21 protein-coding genes are annotated in these 14,936 nt (G+C 38.6%); 18 read left to right on the top strand and 3 right to left on the bottom strand.

Annotated features, from left to right (window positions below):
• Positions 1–184: 184 nt before the first annotated feature.
• On the top strand, positions 185–1,783 hold the full coding sequence (locus BM141_RS15380; protein WP_091548221.1) for an amidohydrolase family protein: 1,599 nt from the start codon (positions 185–187) through the stop codon (positions 1,781–1,783).
• Between the two features lie 63 nt (positions 1,784–1,846).
• Here BM141_RS15380 and BM141_RS15375 read toward each other — a convergent pair whose 3' ends face one another.
• Both BM141_RS15375 and BM141_RS15370 read right to left on the bottom strand, forming a co-directional pair.
• Positions 1,847–4,138 carry a Tex family protein gene (locus BM141_RS15375; protein WP_394331687.1) on the bottom strand — a complete coding sequence of 764 codons (2,292 nt, stop codon included), beginning with the start codon at positions 4,136–4,138 and terminating at the stop codon, positions 1,847–1,849.
• Between the two features lie 132 nt (positions 4,139–4,270).
• Positions 4,271–5,053: a biotin--[acetyl-CoA-carboxylase] ligase gene (locus BM141_RS15370; RefSeq protein ID WP_091548219.1), complete on the bottom strand. Its 783-nt coding sequence runs from the start codon at positions 5,051–5,053 to the stop codon at positions 4,271–4,273.
• Between the two features lie 60 nt (positions 5,054–5,113).
• On the opposite strand from BM141_RS15370, the gene rsfS reads away from it, so the two are divergent.
• Both rsfS and ftsH read left to right on the top strand, forming a co-directional pair.
• A complete protein-coding gene (gene rsfS / locus BM141_RS15365; RefSeq protein WP_091548217.1) occupies positions 5,114–5,497 on the top strand; it encodes a ribosome silencing factor in 384 nt (127 codons plus the stop codon).
• 131 nt (positions 5,498–5,628) lie between these two features.
• Entirely contained in the window at positions 5,629–7,647 is a 2,019-nt protein-coding gene (gene ftsH, locus BM141_RS15360) for an ATP-dependent zinc metalloprotease FtsH (RefSeq protein ID WP_091548215.1), read from the top strand.
• A 36-nt stretch (positions 7,648–7,683) separates the two neighbouring features.
• On the opposite strand, the gene BM141_RS15355 is transcribed toward ftsH, so the two are convergent.
• The gene (locus BM141_RS15355) at positions 7,684–7,935 is read right to left on the bottom strand and encodes a hypothetical protein (RefSeq protein WP_091548213.1); all 252 of its coding nucleotides are present in this window, start codon (positions 7,933–7,935) and stop codon (positions 7,684–7,686) included.
• 106 nt (positions 7,936–8,041) lie between these two features.
• Here BM141_RS15355 and rplP point away from each other — a divergent pair, with 106 nt between their 5' ends.
• The 15 genes from rplP (at position 8,042) to infA (ending at position 14,894) form a co-directional block, all read left to right on the top strand.
• Positions 8,042–8,467 carry a 50S ribosomal protein L16 gene (gene rplP, locus BM141_RS15350; RefSeq protein ID WP_091548211.1) on the top strand — a complete coding sequence of 142 codons (426 nt, stop codon included), beginning with the start codon at positions 8,042–8,044 and terminating at the stop codon, positions 8,465–8,467.
• Positions 8,468–8,476: 9 nt separating this feature from the next.
• A complete protein-coding gene (gene rpmC, locus BM141_RS15345; RefSeq protein WP_091548209.1) occupies positions 8,477–8,674 on the top strand; it encodes a 50S ribosomal protein L29 in 198 nt (65 codons plus the stop codon).
• A 31-nt stretch (positions 8,675–8,705) separates the two neighbouring features.
• Positions 8,706–8,960, top strand: a complete 255-nt coding sequence (rpsQ, locus tag BM141_RS15340; protein WP_091548207.1) for a 30S ribosomal protein S17 — start codon at positions 8,706–8,708, stop codon at positions 8,958–8,960.
• A gap of 55 nt (positions 8,961–9,015) precedes the next feature.
• Complete coding sequence (gene rplN / locus BM141_RS15335; RefSeq protein ID WP_091548205.1) at positions 9,016–9,384, top strand: 50S ribosomal protein L14; 369 nt, start codon at positions 9,016–9,018, stop codon at positions 9,382–9,384.
• A 14-nt stretch (positions 9,385–9,398) separates the two neighbouring features.
• Positions 9,399–9,761, top strand: coding sequence for a 50S ribosomal protein L24 (gene rplX, locus BM141_RS15330; protein WP_091548203.1), 363 nt, complete (start codon positions 9,399–9,401; stop codon positions 9,759–9,761).
• 5 nt (positions 9,762–9,766) lie between these two features.
• The gene (gene rplE, locus BM141_RS15325) at positions 9,767–10,312 is read left to right on the top strand and encodes a 50S ribosomal protein L5 (protein ID WP_091548201.1); all 546 of its coding nucleotides are present in this window, start codon (positions 9,767–9,769) and stop codon (positions 10,310–10,312) included.
• Positions 10,313–10,324: 12 nt separating this feature from the next.
• The gene (gene rpsN / locus BM141_RS15320) at positions 10,325–10,594 is read left to right on the top strand and encodes a 30S ribosomal protein S14 (RefSeq protein WP_091548199.1); all 270 of its coding nucleotides are present in this window, start codon (positions 10,325–10,327) and stop codon (positions 10,592–10,594) included.
• 117 nt (positions 10,595–10,711) lie between these two features.
• Positions 10,712–11,107 (top strand): 30S ribosomal protein S8, encoded by a 396-nt coding sequence (gene rpsH, locus BM141_RS15315; RefSeq protein WP_091548197.1) that lies wholly within the window; start codon positions 10,712–10,714, stop codon positions 11,105–11,107.
• Between the two features lie 43 nt (positions 11,108–11,150).
• On the top strand, positions 11,151–11,711 hold the full coding sequence (gene rplF / locus BM141_RS15310) for a 50S ribosomal protein L6 (protein ID WP_091548195.1): 561 nt from the start codon (positions 11,151–11,153) through the stop codon (positions 11,709–11,711).
• 19 nt (positions 11,712–11,730) lie between these two features.
• Positions 11,731–12,081 (top strand): 50S ribosomal protein L18, encoded by a 351-nt coding sequence (gene rplR, locus BM141_RS15305; protein WP_091548193.1) that lies wholly within the window; start codon positions 11,731–11,733, stop codon positions 12,079–12,081.
• A 20-nt stretch (positions 12,082–12,101) separates the two neighbouring features.
• Positions 12,102–12,620, top strand: coding sequence for a 30S ribosomal protein S5 (rpsE, locus tag BM141_RS15300; RefSeq protein WP_091548191.1), 519 nt, complete (start codon positions 12,102–12,104; stop codon positions 12,618–12,620).
• 5 nt (positions 12,621–12,625) lie between these two features.
• Entirely contained in the window at positions 12,626–12,805 is a 180-nt protein-coding gene (gene rpmD / locus BM141_RS15295) for a 50S ribosomal protein L30 (RefSeq protein WP_091548190.1), read from the top strand.
• A 56-nt stretch (positions 12,806–12,861) separates the two neighbouring features.
• Positions 12,862–13,314, top strand: a complete 453-nt coding sequence (gene rplO / locus BM141_RS15290; protein ID WP_091548188.1) for a 50S ribosomal protein L15 — start codon at positions 12,862–12,864, stop codon at positions 13,312–13,314.
• On the top strand, positions 13,311–14,645 hold the full coding sequence (gene secY / locus BM141_RS15285; protein ID WP_091548185.1) for a preprotein translocase subunit SecY: 1,335 nt from the start codon (positions 13,311–13,313) through the stop codon (positions 14,643–14,645). Before rplO ends, secY begins: the two co-directional genes overlap by 4 nt.
• 30 nt (positions 14,646–14,675) lie before the next feature.
• A complete protein-coding gene (gene infA, locus BM141_RS15280; RefSeq protein ID WP_091548183.1) occupies positions 14,676–14,894 on the top strand; it encodes a translation initiation factor IF-1 in 219 nt (72 codons plus the stop codon).
• The last annotated feature ends 42 nt before the right edge of the window (positions 14,895–14,936 follow it).

The raw sequence follows: 14,936 nt of genomic DNA, 5'->3' as shown, positions 1-14,936 counted from the left end.
ATAACATCCCTAACTTTTGCTATTTATTTAAACTTTATAACTCAACAACCTATCTTAGATATAAAAAACTTTATATTTTAACTAGCACAATTGGTGGGATATATTTTTATTTTTATTGCATCTTTACTTATATTTATCTCAAAAGTAAGTAATTATCGAGTAATCAATCATTTCACACAATTTTATGCAAAAAAATACTACACTACTCATTTTCTTAGCGTTTCTGCTCTCCTTGCCCGTGTTTGCCCAGCGTCCTGAAGTTCCCAAAGCACCGCAAAGAGCAGAAGGAGAAGGACAGTTTAATCGTCTGATTATCAGAGGAGTAACTCTAATTAATGGAGCGGGTTCGCCGCCTGTAGGTCCTGTGGACATAGTCATAGAAAAAAATAAGATTGTCCGAATTGCCAATGTAGGCTATCCCGGTGTGTCTATTAACCCTAACAGTCGCCCTAAAGCAAACGAAGGAGATAAAGAACTAAATTGCGAGGGTATGTACTTATTACCGGGTTTTGTAGATATGCACGGACATATAGGAGGTGCGGCGCAAGGGGCTGGTGCAGAGTATGTTTTCAAACTTTGGATGGCTCATGGCATCACGACTGTAAGAGACCCTGGGGCTGGTAACGGCTTAGATTGGGTAATAGAGCATAGAGAAAAAAGTGCAAAAAATGAGATTACTGCCCCCAGAATAAAAGCGTATGCAACCTTTGGACAAGGTCGCTCCGAACCTATCAGTAATGCCACCCAAGCCCGCCAATGGGTACAAGACTTAGCCAAGAGAGGAGGCGACGGCATCAAGTTTTTTGGCGCAAGACCTGACATCATGGCGGCAGCTTTGGACGAGGCTAAAAAATTAGGCTTAGGTTCTGCTTGCCACCATGCCCAAACCGATGTAGCCTGGCAAAACGTACTGCACAGTGCCAGAATGGGCTTAACCACTATGGAACACTGGTACGGACTTCCTGAGGCACTTTTTGAGGATAGAACTATTCAAAACTATCCTGCGGACTACAACTATGCCAATGAGCAACACAGGTTTGGCGAAGCGGGCAAACTTTGGAAACAAGCAGCAAAACCCTATTCACCGCATTGGAACAAGGTCATGGACGAGTTACTCAAATTGGATTTTACCATAGACCCTACTTTTAATATTTATGAGGCAAATAGGGAGTTGATGCTGGCACGCAGGGCAGAGTGGCACGAAGAATATACGCTTCCTTCCTTATGGCGGTTTTTCATGCCAAGTCGTATTTCTCACGGCTCGCATTGGCACAATTGGGGAACAGAAGAGGAAGTAGCTTGGAAAGAAAATTATAAAATCTGGATGACCTTTGTCAATGAATATAAAAATCGCGGTGGGCGAGTAACTACAGGCTCTGATTCTGGTTTTATTTTTCAAACGTATGGCTTTGCTTACATTCGAGAGTTAGAACTGCTAAGAGAAGCAGGTTTCCACCCTTTGGAAGTCATCAGAGCTGCTACGCTCAAAGGGGCAGAGGCTTTAGGCATGGCAGACCAAATAGGTACGATAGAGGTAGGAAAACTTGCCGACATGGTGATAGTAGAGGAGAACCCTTTGGCAAATTTGAAAGTTCTTTACGGGACAGGTGCCATCAAACTCAATGAAAACAACGAAGCTGTAAGAGTAGGAGGAGTAAAATATACTATCAAAGACGGTATTGTTTACGATGCAAAAAAACTTTTGGCTGATGTTAGAGAAATGGTAAGGCAAGCCAAAGAAAAAGAAAAATTCCAAATCAAACAACCGGGAGTAAAAGAATAAAGTTCTTGACGATGAGATAAAACAAAACAGGCTGTTTAACAAAAAAACAGCCTGTTTTATATCTTACTTTGCAAAAAGGGCTTTTAGCTTTTGTAACTTAGCCTGCATATCCTCCTCTTCTACCTCCTTACCTTTTCTCTTGTTATCCTTGCTATCTCCTTTTTTGTCTTGTACTTTCCCGCTTACTTTTGGTGTAGCATCTCCTTTCATTCCCAGAGAGATACGCTTGCGAGCCACATCTACTTCCAAGACTGTTACCATTACTTTTTGTTGTACTTTTAGCACTTCGTTAGGGTGAGCTATGTACTTATCAGACATTTGACTAATGTGTACTAAGCCGTCTTGATGCACCCCAATATCTACAAATGCGCCAAAATCAGTAACATTAGTAACGATGCCTGGTAGCTTCATGCCTACCCTCAAATCTTCAATTTTCTCTACACCATCAGCAAAAGAGAAAAATTCAAACTGCTCTCTTGGGTCGCGTCCTGGCTTAGCCAATTCTTGCATGATGTCTTGCAAAGTGGGCAAACCTATTTTTTCATTAACATACTTCTGCAAATTGATTCTTTGTCGAAGTTCCGCACTCGTCATCAAATCTTTGACCGTAGCTTGGAGGTCTTGTGCCATTTTTTCCACTACCTCGTAGCTTTCAGGGTGTACTGCACTCGTATCCAAAGGGTTCTGAGCATTGCGAATACGCAAAAAGCCTGCACACTGCTCAAAAGTTTTTGCTCCTAACTTAGGCACTTTTTTCAAATCTTCTCTACTTTTGAAAGCTCCATACAAATTGCGATAATCCACAATATTCTGTGCTAAAGTAGGTCCCAAGCCAGAAACATACATGAGCAGCTCCTTGCTGGCAGTATTTACCTCTACTCCCACTAAGTTCACACAACTGATTACTGTATCGTCCAAGCTATTTTTCAAGGCAGTCTGGTCGACATCGTGTTGATACTGACCTACCCCAATAGACTTGGGGTCTATTTTTACTAACTCTGCCAATGGGTCCATCAAACGTCTGCCTATGGAAACCGCTCCGCGTACCGTTACATCATAGTCAGGAAACTCCTCTCTGGCTACGGCAGAAGCTGAGTAAACCGAAGCCCCGCTCTCATTGACCATAACAATTTGAATATTTTTAGGTAATTGTAAAGCCCTGACGAAAGTTTCTGTTTCTCTGCTTGCTGTTCCATTTCCTATAGCGATGGCTTGGATTTCATATATTTCACAAAGTTTTTTTATCAAATCCCCTGCTTCTTTTGTTTTTCTTTGAGGTTCATTTGGATAAATTACATCATGATGCAAAAGCTTGCCGTTTTGGTCTAAGCAAACCACTTTGCAGCCTGTTCTAAATCCAGGGTCTAAGGCTAATACGCGTTTCTCGCCCAAAGGAGAAGCCAGCAAAAGTTGTCTTACATTATCTGTAAAAACCTTTATTGCCTCTTCGTCAGCTTTTTGCTTGGTCATTAGGCGGATTTCTGTTTCCATTGAGGGAGCAAGCAGACGCTTGTAACCGTCTTTAATCGCTAAAGTAACCTGCTCTGTGCAAGCCTCATTGCCGTCTTTGAGGAAAAGTTGATTCAACCTAAAAATCGCCAATTCTTCATCAGGGGCAATTTCTAAGGAGATAATTCCTTCTTTCTCTGCTCTGCGCATCGCTAAAATTCTATGTGAAGGAGCATCAGCGATATTTTCTTCTAAGTCAAAATAATCTTTGTATTTTTGCCCTTCCTCTTCCTTGCCTGCGATTACTTTTGCCTTGAACTTTCCGCTTTCTGTAAAAAGTTGGCGCATTTCCGCTCTTGCGGTTTGGTCTTCGCTTACTTTTTCTGCAATAATATCTCTTGCACCTGCGAGGGCTTCTTCTATAGTTTTTACTCCTTTTTCTTCATTTATGAAAGATAAGACCGTAGTAAGCATATCTGTTTCAGCCGCTTGAGCAAAGATAATCTCTGCCAAAGGCTCTAAGCCTTTCTCTTTGGCAATCGTAGCACGAGTACGGCGTTTGGGCTTATAAGGCAGGTAAATGTCCTCTAACTTACTCATGGTTTCCGCCTCATTGACTTGCCTTTCTAACTCCTCTGTCAGCTTACCCATTTCCTTCAATGAAGCCAAAATGCTTTCCCTACGCTTTTCTAACTCCCGCAACTGATTGATTCTGTCCCTAATAGCTGTAATCGCTACCTCGTCTAAACTCCCTGTCATTTCTTTGCGATAGCGCGAAATAAAAGGCACAGTGCTACCCTCGTCCAAAAGCGTAATCGTTGCTTCTGCTTGCCTTGTGCTGATATTTAGCTCTTGTGCAATCTTTGCAACGTTTTTGTCCATCATTTTATCGATGACCTTTTCCATGCGTAATTGAATTTATGAAAACTGAATTGGTAAAAAGCGTTTTTGCTATTTTAAAATTTTGGTGCAAAGGTAAGCAAAATCAAAGGTGAAAAGAAAAATTAAGGAATATTTCGTGAGGGTTGTCTGTGAAAATCATTTTACAAAAATAATTTCTTTAAAATCAAAAAAATGTATTCCTCCCTCTGCTTGGACTACTAATCTCCCATTGTCTTGAATATCTATAATTTCTCCCATAAATTCACTGCCCGCATTGTCTTGATAAAGACGTATTTCCTTGTACCAATACAACTGATTGAGATAGCTTTGTTTGAGCAGTTGGAGTTTTTTATTTTTGAGTGCTAAATACCTTATTTCTAAACATTCTAATATTTTTTCTAAGACTTCAGATAAAGAAAAATCTTTCTGTAAAATATTTTTTAGAGAAATTGCTTTTGTATGATGAAATTGTGTTTGATTGATATTCAGACCTATGCCCACAATCGCATTTTTGATATTTTTTCCTTCCAAAGTGTTTTCTATCAGAATACCACCTAACTTAGCATCTGCATAATAAATATCGTTAGACCACTTTATTTTTAGGTGGTGGACTTGGCTTTGGTCTGGAAAAAAGCATTTCAACGCATCACTAATCGCTAAGGTGACAGCAACATTCAAATAAAACTGCTGAGAAACAGGGAGAAAAATGGGTTTTAGAATAAGAGAAAAAGTAAGATTCTTTCCTGCCTCTGCTTCCCATGTATTGCCTCTTTGTCCTCTGCCTTGGGTTTGCTGGTGGGTAATGACTACTGCGCCTTCCTCTATTTGAGGAGCAAGTTCTGACGCTATGTCATTGGTAGAATGACAAGTTGGCAGGTAAATAATTTTTTTGCCAATTATTTGCGTATTGGCTGGAATTTTATATAATTTTTCTTGCAAAGTTTTTAAATTTGTATTTTACAACAACAAAATTAAATATCTTGGACTAAAACTCAAAGTATGGTAGAAACAAAAGAGCTTACTAAGTCAGCAATTAACTCTGAAAAACTATGTAAAATCGTCATTGAAGGACTGCAGGAAAAAAAAGGGCTTGATATTGTGGTACTTGACCTCAGAGGTTTGAAGGGAGCAGTAACAGACTTTTTTGTAATATGCTCAGGTAACTCAGATACACAAGTAGAGGCACTGATGAGGTCGGTAGAAGAGCAGGTATATAAGCAGACAGGCGAAGAACCGTGGCATACGGAAGGAGCAATGAATAGGGAATGGATTTTGTTAGACTTTGTTGATGTGGTAGCTCATATTTTCAAAAAGGATAGACGCAAGTTTTATGGTTTAGAAGAACTCTGGGGAGATGCAGAAATCACTTTTATTAATAACTAAAATAGCCGTTGAACGCAAAATGATGATAAAACATTTAATTCTCACGGTACGTTGTTAGAAAATATTATGTTATAAACATCGCACAAAAATTTTTAAGGAAGTAATAAACGTAGGAATAATTTATATAGAAAATGTCAGAAAATCAGGATAATAAGAAAAATATGTTGCCCAAACCTTCTCAAAGGAACAACTATCAGATTTGGCTTTTAGTAGCCTTGATACTGTTTATTATAGGTTTGACCTATTTTAATGGCAAAAATGCGGCAATAGAAATTACTCAAAAACGCTTTGAGAAAATGCTTGCTGACGGAGATGTGAAGCAAGTTCTCATTGTAAATGAGCGATTTGCTGAGGTAATTCTTACCGAAGAGGCAATGAGAAAGCCTGAGTATCAGCGAGAGATAGGGCAAAGAAACGCTCCTTTTGGGGGTGGACAAGTACCAGTGTATAGGTTTAATATTATTTCTGCGGAAATTTTTAAGCAAGACTTAGAGAAATTACAAAAGGACATTCCTTATGAAAAGCGAATAGATTGGAAGCCAGACCCACGTACTGACTTTAATAGTTGGTTTTTCAATTGGGGCTTGCTCATTATCCTTATTTTTGGCTTCTACCTGCTTATGCGTCGTATGACGGGAGGCGGACCTGGTGGGCAAATCTTCAACATTGGTCGCTCCAGAGCCACACTTTTTGACAGTGAAAGCAGGATTAAAATTACTTTTTCTGACGTAGCAGGGCTTGACGAAGCCAAAGAAGAAGTAGAGGAAGTCGTAGATTTCTTAAAGAACCCTTCAAAATATACTAACTTGGGTGGTAAAATCCCCAAAGGTGTACTTTTAGTAGGTCCTCCGGGAACAGGAAAAACTTTGCTGGCAAAAGCAGTAGCAGGCGAGTCAGGAGTGCCGTTTTTTAGCTTATCAGGTTCAGACTTTGTAGAAATGTTTGTAGGGGTAGGGGCAGCAAGGGTAAGAGATTTGTTCAAACAAGCCAAAGAAAAAGCTCCATGTATCGTTTTTATAGATGAAATAGATGCGATAGGGCGTTCTCGTGGCAGAGGACAAGTACCCGGTTCTAACGATGAGAGAGAAAATACGCTGAACTCTTTATTAGTAGAAATGGACGGATTTAGTACCGATTCTGGTGTAATTATCATGGCAGCAACCAACCGTCCCGACGTATTGGATAGTGCTTTGATGCGTCCAGGACGTTTTGATAGGCAAATTAGCATAGACAAACCCGACATCAATGGAAGGGAAGCTATCTTTAAAGTACACTTAAAACCTTTAAAATTAGATGCTTCGGTAGATGTAAGGAAGTTAGCCGCACAAACTCCCGGTTTTGCAGGGGCAGAAATTGCCAATGTCTGCAACGAGGCGGCATTGATTGCGGCACGTAGAGATAAGAAAAAAGTAGATATGCAAGACTTCCAAGATGCCATAGATAGAGTAATAGGTGGTTTGGAAAAGAAAAATAAAATCATTTCACCAGAGGAGAAAAAGATAGTAGCCTACCACGAAGCAGGACACGCCATAGCAGGTTGGTTTTTAGAACACGCTAATCCTTTGGTAAAAGTAAGCATCGTTCCGAGAGGGGTAGCCGCCTTAGGGTATGCCCAATATCTCCCTAAGGAACAGTTTTTATATACGACTGAGCAGTTAATGGACGAGATGTGTATGACTTTGGGCGGGAGAGCGGCAGAAGAAATCATCTTTGGCAAGGTGTCCACAGGAGCCTTAAGCGATTTGGAACACATCACTAAGATGGCTTACAGCATGGTAAGTATCTATGGAATGAATGACAAAATAGGCAATGTGTCCTTCTACGATTCTAAGCGTTCCGATTATATGTTTGAAAAACCTTACTCAGAAGCTACCGCCGAGCTAATAGATAAGGAAGTAAAAGCTTTAGTCAATAAAGCCTATGACAGAACCAAAGCACTGCTTTTAGAAAAGAAAAATGAATTAGAAGTATTAGCCAAAGAACTCTTAGAAAAAGAAATCCTTTTCCAAACCGACCTTGAAAGGTTGATAGGAAAACGTCCATTTGAGCATTTGACTGTTTATCAAGCCTATACAAACGGAGCTTCTAAAGATAAAGCAGAAGATGCACAAGTAGAAAGCAATAAAGAAGTAGAAGAAGAAGTAAAATAATCGTAATTATTTCGTTCCTACCAAAGAAAGGAAGCCTTATGCAATAACGTGTAAGGCTTCCTTTTTTGTAAATCCAAAAAAATAACAATATTGTGTAAAATATTTTGCATAAATGTTTGCAATATTGTTTTTCTTTCCTACCTTTGCAGTCCCAAAACATAAGCAATAGCAAAGGATACTGTGTTCATTACTTAAAATAAGTGCAGACATGAACATAAGTCCTACTGAAAAATAAACTTTATATTTGGTTTCAGTAAAGTATTGATTTCCCAAGACAGAAGGTTTCATGCTGTCATTGAAGGGTTTTTATATTGATGCAGTTAAGTTAGTGATTATTTTTAAGGGTGAGTTCTCGGAAAAAATTTTAATAGAGGACTAAAAAAAATGTAAAACTATGTTACAGCCAAAAAGAACTAAATATAGGAAACAGCAAAAGGGAAGAGTAAAGGGACTGGCAACGAGAGGCTTTTCTCTTGCTTTTGGTGATTTTGGAATAAAGTCTTTGGAGGAAGGGTTCATCACTGCTCGCCAATTAGAAGCGGCTCGTATCGCTATGACCAGAGCCATGAAAAGAGAAGGGCAAGTATGGATGAGAATATTCCCTGACAAGCCAATGACAAGAAAGCCTGCAGAGGTTCGTATGGGTAAAGGTAAGGGTTCGCCAGAGTTTTGGGTAGCCCCTATCAAGCCGGGTACCATCCTTTTTGAGATAAAAGGAGTAAGTAAAGAGTTGGCTCAGGAAGCATTGAATTTAGCTTCTCAAAAACTCCCAGTGGTTACTAAGTTTGTTATTAACAGAACATTGGCAGGTCAAAACTAATTTCGATTTATGAAAAAGTACGATTACATCAAGGAATTATCCGTAGCTGAGTTGCAGCAACAGATAAACGAAACAGAGAGAGAGTTGCAGAGATTGAAGTTTTCTCACGGTCTTGCACCTATTGAAAACCCAATGCAAATTCGCACTTTAAGAAGGCAAGTGGCTCGTTTACTAACAGCATTGACCCAAAAGCAAAAGCAATCATAAGCAAAAGCAATAAATTGTTAAGATTTGACTCATGGAAAGAAATTTTAGAAAAGTAAGAGTAGGCTTAGTAGTAAGTAATAAGATGGACAAGTCCATAGTAGTTTCCGTAGAAAGGAAGGTAAAGCACCCTAAGTACGGTAAATTTATGAAAAAGACTACTAAGTTCATGGCTCACGATGAGAAAAATGAGTGCAACGAGGGAGATACCGTAAAAATTATGGAAACTCGTCCTTTAAGCAAAAATAAGTGTTGGAGGCTGGTAGAAATTGTTGAGAGAGCTAAGTAATATAAGGTTTTGATTTTTAAAAGCTAAGTAAGTTTAGCATAAACTATTTAAAGACATGATACAGCAAGAGTCCCGACTAAATGTGGCAGATAACAGTGGTGCAAAAGAAGTACTTGTTATTCGTGTACTTGGAGGTACAAAGCGTAAATACGCTTCTGTGGGGGATAAAGTAGTAGTAACAGTAAAATCTGCTCTTTCATCAAGTAACTTGAAAAAAGGTACAGTTTCTAAGGCTGTGATAGTAAGAACGAAGAAAGAGGTGCGCCGCAAGGATGGTTCTTATATAAGATTTGACGATAACGCAGTAGTTTTATTAAACGCATCAGACGAGCCTCGTGGCACGCGTATTTTCGGACCTGTTGCACGCGAATTGCGTGAGAAGCAGTTTATGAAAATCGTATCTCTTGCTCCAGAGGTTTTATAATAGAAGAAATAATTATGAAGAAGCTTGAGATTCCTAAGCATAAAAAATTACACGTTCGCACAGGCGATAAAGTAATCGTAATCGCAGGTAATGAAAAAGGTAGAACTGGCATCGTTACTAAAATTCTTAGAGATAAGCAACGTGTGATTGTAGAAGGCTTGAATATTGCTAAGAAAGCAGTAAAACCTTCTAATGATAACCCTGAGGGTGGTTTCATAGAGAAAGAGTTGGGTATCCATATCAGTAATGTGATGTTGGTGGACCCTAAGACAGGAAAACCTACCAGAATTGGCAGAAAAGAAGAGAAAGATGCTAAAACAGGGAAGGTGAAACTGGTAAGATACGCTAAAAAGTCAGGTGAGATAATTAAAAACTGATAACAATGGCAACTCCAAGATTAAAAGAGAAATATTTGAAAGAGGTAGTTCCTGCTTTGCAAGCAAAGTTTAACTACAAATCTCCTATGCAAGTGCCTAAATTGGTTAAAATCTGCATCAATAAAGGCATTGGTCAAGCAACCTCAGATAAGAAACTGGTTGATGTGGGGGTAGAAGAATTAACAACGATTACAGGGCAGAAAGCAGTAGCCACACGTTCTAAGAAAGCGATTTCTAACTTTAAGCTACGTGAGAATATGCCAATAGGAGCAAAAGTTACGCTACGAGCAGAACGTATGTATGAGTTCTTAGACAGATTGGTTACAGTATCTCTTCCAAGAGTACGTGATTTCAAAGGAATTAATGATAAGGGGTTTGATGGCAGAGGAAACTATACCTTGGGCGTGAAAGAACAAATTATTTTCCCTGAAATCAGTATAGATAAGGTAAGCAAGATTTCTGGTATGGATATTACCTTTGTTACTACTGCGAAAACAGACGAAGAGAGTTACGAATTATTAAAGGCATTAGGAATGCCCTTCAAAAAGTAAAAATAACTTTGTATGGCAAAAGAATCAGTCAAAGCGCGTGAACGCAAAAGAGCGAAATTGGTAGCAAAATATGCTGAGAAAAGAGCAAAACTCAAAGAAGAAGGTGATTATAAAGCCTTAGATGCTCTTCCAAGAAATTCCTCTTATGTAAGATTGCATAATAGATGCAAACTTACAGGCAGACCGAAAGGATACATGAGAAAGTTTGGTATCTCAAGGGTAACTTTTAGAGAAATGGCTGTAGATGGGAAGATTCCAGGACTTACTAAAGCAAGTTGGTAATTGCTGAGAAATCTTAATCTTAGTGTGAAATGTAAAAATTTTTTGTGTTGCTCTTCCAAATAACTAAGATAAAACACAAAAAATGATTGGTTAAGAAGTAATAAAAGTAATGATACAATGACAGACCCAATAGCTGATTATTTGACAAGGCTAAGAAATGCAATCAAAGCAAGGCACAGAGTAGTAGAAATTCCGTCTTCTAAAATAAAAAAGGAGATAACGAGAGTGCTTCATGAGAAAGGGTTTATTCAAAGTTATAAATTTGATAACTCTGATGGGCAAGGCATTATCAAAATTGCGTTAAAGTACAATCCTGTTACTAAACTCGCTTCTATGATACACTTAGAAAGGGTAAGCAAGCCGGGATTGAGAAAATACGTGAAAGCAGACGAACTTCCAAGAGTGCTTAATGGTTTAGGGATTGCTGTTATCTCTACTTCCAGAGGTTTGATGACCGACAAAGAAGCAAGAGAGCAAAATATAGGTGGTGAAGTGATTTGCTACATCTATTAATATATTTTAATAAAGGCGTTAAGAATTTTAAATTTATAAACAGATGTCTCGTATTGGTAAAAAGCCGATTGCTATACCTAAGGGTGTAACAATAGATATCTCTAAGGACAATGTAATTACTGTGAAAGGACCTAAAGGCACTTTAAAACAAGAGGTTGACGTTGATATAGAGATTGGTATCGAAAATGAGGAACTGGTCGTCAAAAGTCCAACCAATCAAAAACGTCATAAATCTCTACATGGTCTTTATAGAGCATTGATTGCTAATATGGTAGAGGGAGTAACGAATGGTTATGAGCGCAGACTTGAATTAGTGGGTGTAGGTTTTAAAGCCTCTAATACTGGTCAGGTGTTAGAACTTAGTCTTGGCTACTCTCATAGCATTTATATGGGAATCCCAAGTGAAATCAAAGTTTCTACTGAAACTTTAAAGGGGAAAGCTCCTACTATTATTTTGCAAGGTATAGATAAGCAACTTATTGGTCAAGTAGCGGCGAAGATTAAATCGCTCAGACCTCCAGAGCCTTATAAAGGTAAAGGTGTGAAGTTTGAAAATGAGGCTATTCGTAGAAAAGCAGGTAAATCTGCAGGTGGTAAGAAGTAATTTTTAATGTAATAGAGCAATGGTTACAGATAAAGTCCTAAGACGAAATAAAATCAAAAAAAGAATCCGTGCTAAGATTAACGGCACGGCTGTTCTGCCTCGCCTATCAATCTACAGAAGCAATAAAGCTGTTTATGTACAGTTGATAGATGACAACAAAGGACATACTTTGGCAAGTGCTTCTTCTTTGGAAATCTCTAAGGAAAAGTCGGTGAATATGTCTATTGCAAAAGAAGTGGGTAAAAAATTAGCTGAGAAAGCCCTACAAAATGGTATAGATAGAGTAGTGTTTGATAGAAATGGCTATTTATATCATGGAAGAGTAAAGGCTTTGGCTGAGGGAGCAAGAGAAGGAGGACTTAAATTTTAACTTACATTTAATAATAAGATATGTCGCAAGTAAATATTAGGTCTGTAAAAGCAAGCGAAATAGAGCTTAAGGAAAGTGTAGTAGCAATCCAAAGAGTAGCTAAAGTAGTAAAAGGTGGTCGTAGATTTAGTTTTGCCGCTATCGTAGTAGTAGGAGACGGACACGGAGTAGTAGGGTATGGTTTGGGCAAAGCCAATGAGGTTACTGACGCAATTGCTAAAGGTATCGATGATGCAAAGAAAAACTTGATTAAAGTTCCTATTATGAGAGGTACTGTACCTCATGAAATCATCGGTAAGTATGGTGCAGGTAAGGTTTTGTTGAAGCCTGCTGCAGCCGGTACAGGAGTAATTGCTGGTGGTGCTATGCGTGCTGTGTTAGAATCCGCTGGGATTACAGACGTTTTAGCAAAGTCTAAGGGTTCTTCTAACCCTCATAACGTGGTGAAAGCTACTTTTGACGCTTTGAGCAAAATGAGAGACCCACGTATGATAGCTCAACAAAGAGGAGTGTCTTTATCTAAAATATTCAATGGTTAATAACTATGGACAAAGTTAGAATTACACAAGTGAGGAGTATTATTAAAAGACCCAAAGACCAAAAGCTAACAGTAAAGGCATTGGGCTTACGTAAAATCAACCATAGTGTAGAAAAAAATGCTACTCCTCAGATTATGGGTATGGTTCGTAAAGTGGCTCACTTAGTCAAAGTAGAGCAGGTATAAGGTCGGGCGGTACAACGCAACTTAAAATTTAATCTCAAGCTTAAATTAAAATCCTTATGAATTTACATACATTGAAACCTGCAGAAGGTTCAGTAAGAAAAAATAAACGCTTAGGCAGGGGGCAGGGTTCTGGAAAAGGAGGAACTTCTACAAGAGGACATAAGGGAGCGCAATCTCGTTCTGGTTATTCTAAAAAGCTTGGCTTTGAAGGTGGTCAGATGCCTTTGCAAAGGAGAATCCCCAAATACGGCTTTAATAATCCAAATAGGGTTGAGTATAAGGCGATAAATATAGATGTAATTCAGCAACTTATAGAAAAGACTAATGCCAACAAAGTAGATGTAGAACTGCTTGTTTTAAATGGTCTTGCTTCGAAGAACGATAAAATTAAAATTCTTGGAAGAGGTACTTTAAGTGCAGGTGTTGAGGTGGTCGCTCATGCTTTCTCTTCTTCTGCAATCGAACAAATAGAAAAAGTAGGCGGAAAAGCAACAAAAATTGGGTCATGAAAAAATTTATCACTACGATAAAAAATATCTTTTCTATCGAAGAACTTCGAGGAAGAATCATTACTACAATGTTATTGCTGGTTATATTTAGATTAGGCAGTTACATTGTACTTCCAGGTTTAGATACCAAACAGCTGGCTGGAGGAGTAAGTGGAGGCTTTTTTGATATGCTCAATACCTTTTTGGGTGGAGCCTTTTCAAGAGCATCTATCTTCGCTCTTGGTATCATGCCTTATATTTCTGCTTCTATTGTGATTCAGCTACTCACCGTTGCTGTTCCTTATTTCCAAAGAATGCAGAAAGAAGGAGAGTCTGGTAGAAAAAAGATTAATCAGATTACGAGGGTGCTTACAATCTTGATTACCTTCGTACAAGCCTCTGCCTATATAGCAGGGACTATTCCACCAGAAGCAATCATGATAGATAGGTCTTTCTTTATTATCTCATCAATGATTATTCTTACTTCTGGTACTATTTTTTGTATGTGGCTCGGCGAGAAGATTACAGATAAGGGAATTGGCAATGGTATTTCTATGCTAATTATGATTGGTATTGTTTCCCGCTTCCCTGGTGCCTTGATAGCTGAAGCAGTATCAAGAGGTTCTTCTTTGTTGTTGTTATTCCTATTGGAGTTGATAGCATTGTTTTTCGTAGTCATGGGCGTGATTTTGCTTACCCAAGCAGTTCGTAAAGTTCCTGTGCAGTATGCAAAACAAGTGGCTGGGGCAAAGAATGCACCAAGCAAGAAACCTGTGGTAGGTCAGCGTTCTTATCTTCCTCTTAAAATTAATTCTGCGGGTGTAATGCCTATTATATTTGCTCAATCTTTGATGTTTATTCCCTCGTTAGTAGCTTCTGCTTTTCAGGATACAAATGATACAGCAAATTACATTGCGACTACCTTTGCAGATTTTACTTCTTGGCAGTATAACTTATCTTTTGCGATACTCATTATATTGTTCACTTTCTTTTATACAGCCATTACGGTAAATCCGAAACAGATTGCCGAAGACATGAAAAGAAATGGGGGGTTTGTACCGGGAGTGAAGCCGGGAGAACCTACTGCCGAGTACATAGATAATATAGTAGATAGAATTACATTCCCAGCTGCTTTGTTTATTGCAATAGTAGCAATTATGCCTGCTTTTGCAAGTATGGCAGGAGTAAGTCAGGAGTTTTCTCAATTCTATGGTGGAACCTCTTTGCTCATTATGGTAGGTGTTATTCTTGATACTTTGCAACAAATAGAAAGTTACTTACTCATGAAGCATTACGAAGGTTTGATGCAAACAGGTAGTGTGAAGGGTAGGCAAAATGTAGTGGTTGCGTAATTTTATAATTTGGATAAATTCTAAAACTATATGCCGAAACAAGCAAATATCGAGTTGGACGGAATAATTGTGGAGGCGTTGTCAAACGCAAGATTCAGAGTAGAGTTAGAAAATGGGCATCAAATTTTAGCTCATATATCAGGTAAAATGCGTATGAACTACATACGAATATTGCCTGGTGATAAGGTTAGGTTGGAAATGACGCCTTACGACCTTACTAAGGGAAGGATAGTATATAGGTACAAATAAGAATTTATCTGTTTTTTTAGGATTTTCACATTTTAACTTTGA

Source organism: Thermoflexibacter ruber (assembly GCF_900113045.1).
Classification (GTDB): Bacteria; Bacteroidota; Bacteroidia; order Cytophagales; family Thermoflexibacteraceae; genus Thermoflexibacter; species Thermoflexibacter ruber.
The sequence above is the reverse complement of the archived record's forward strand: the minus strand, read 5'-3'. Positions and strand labels throughout refer to the sequence as shown.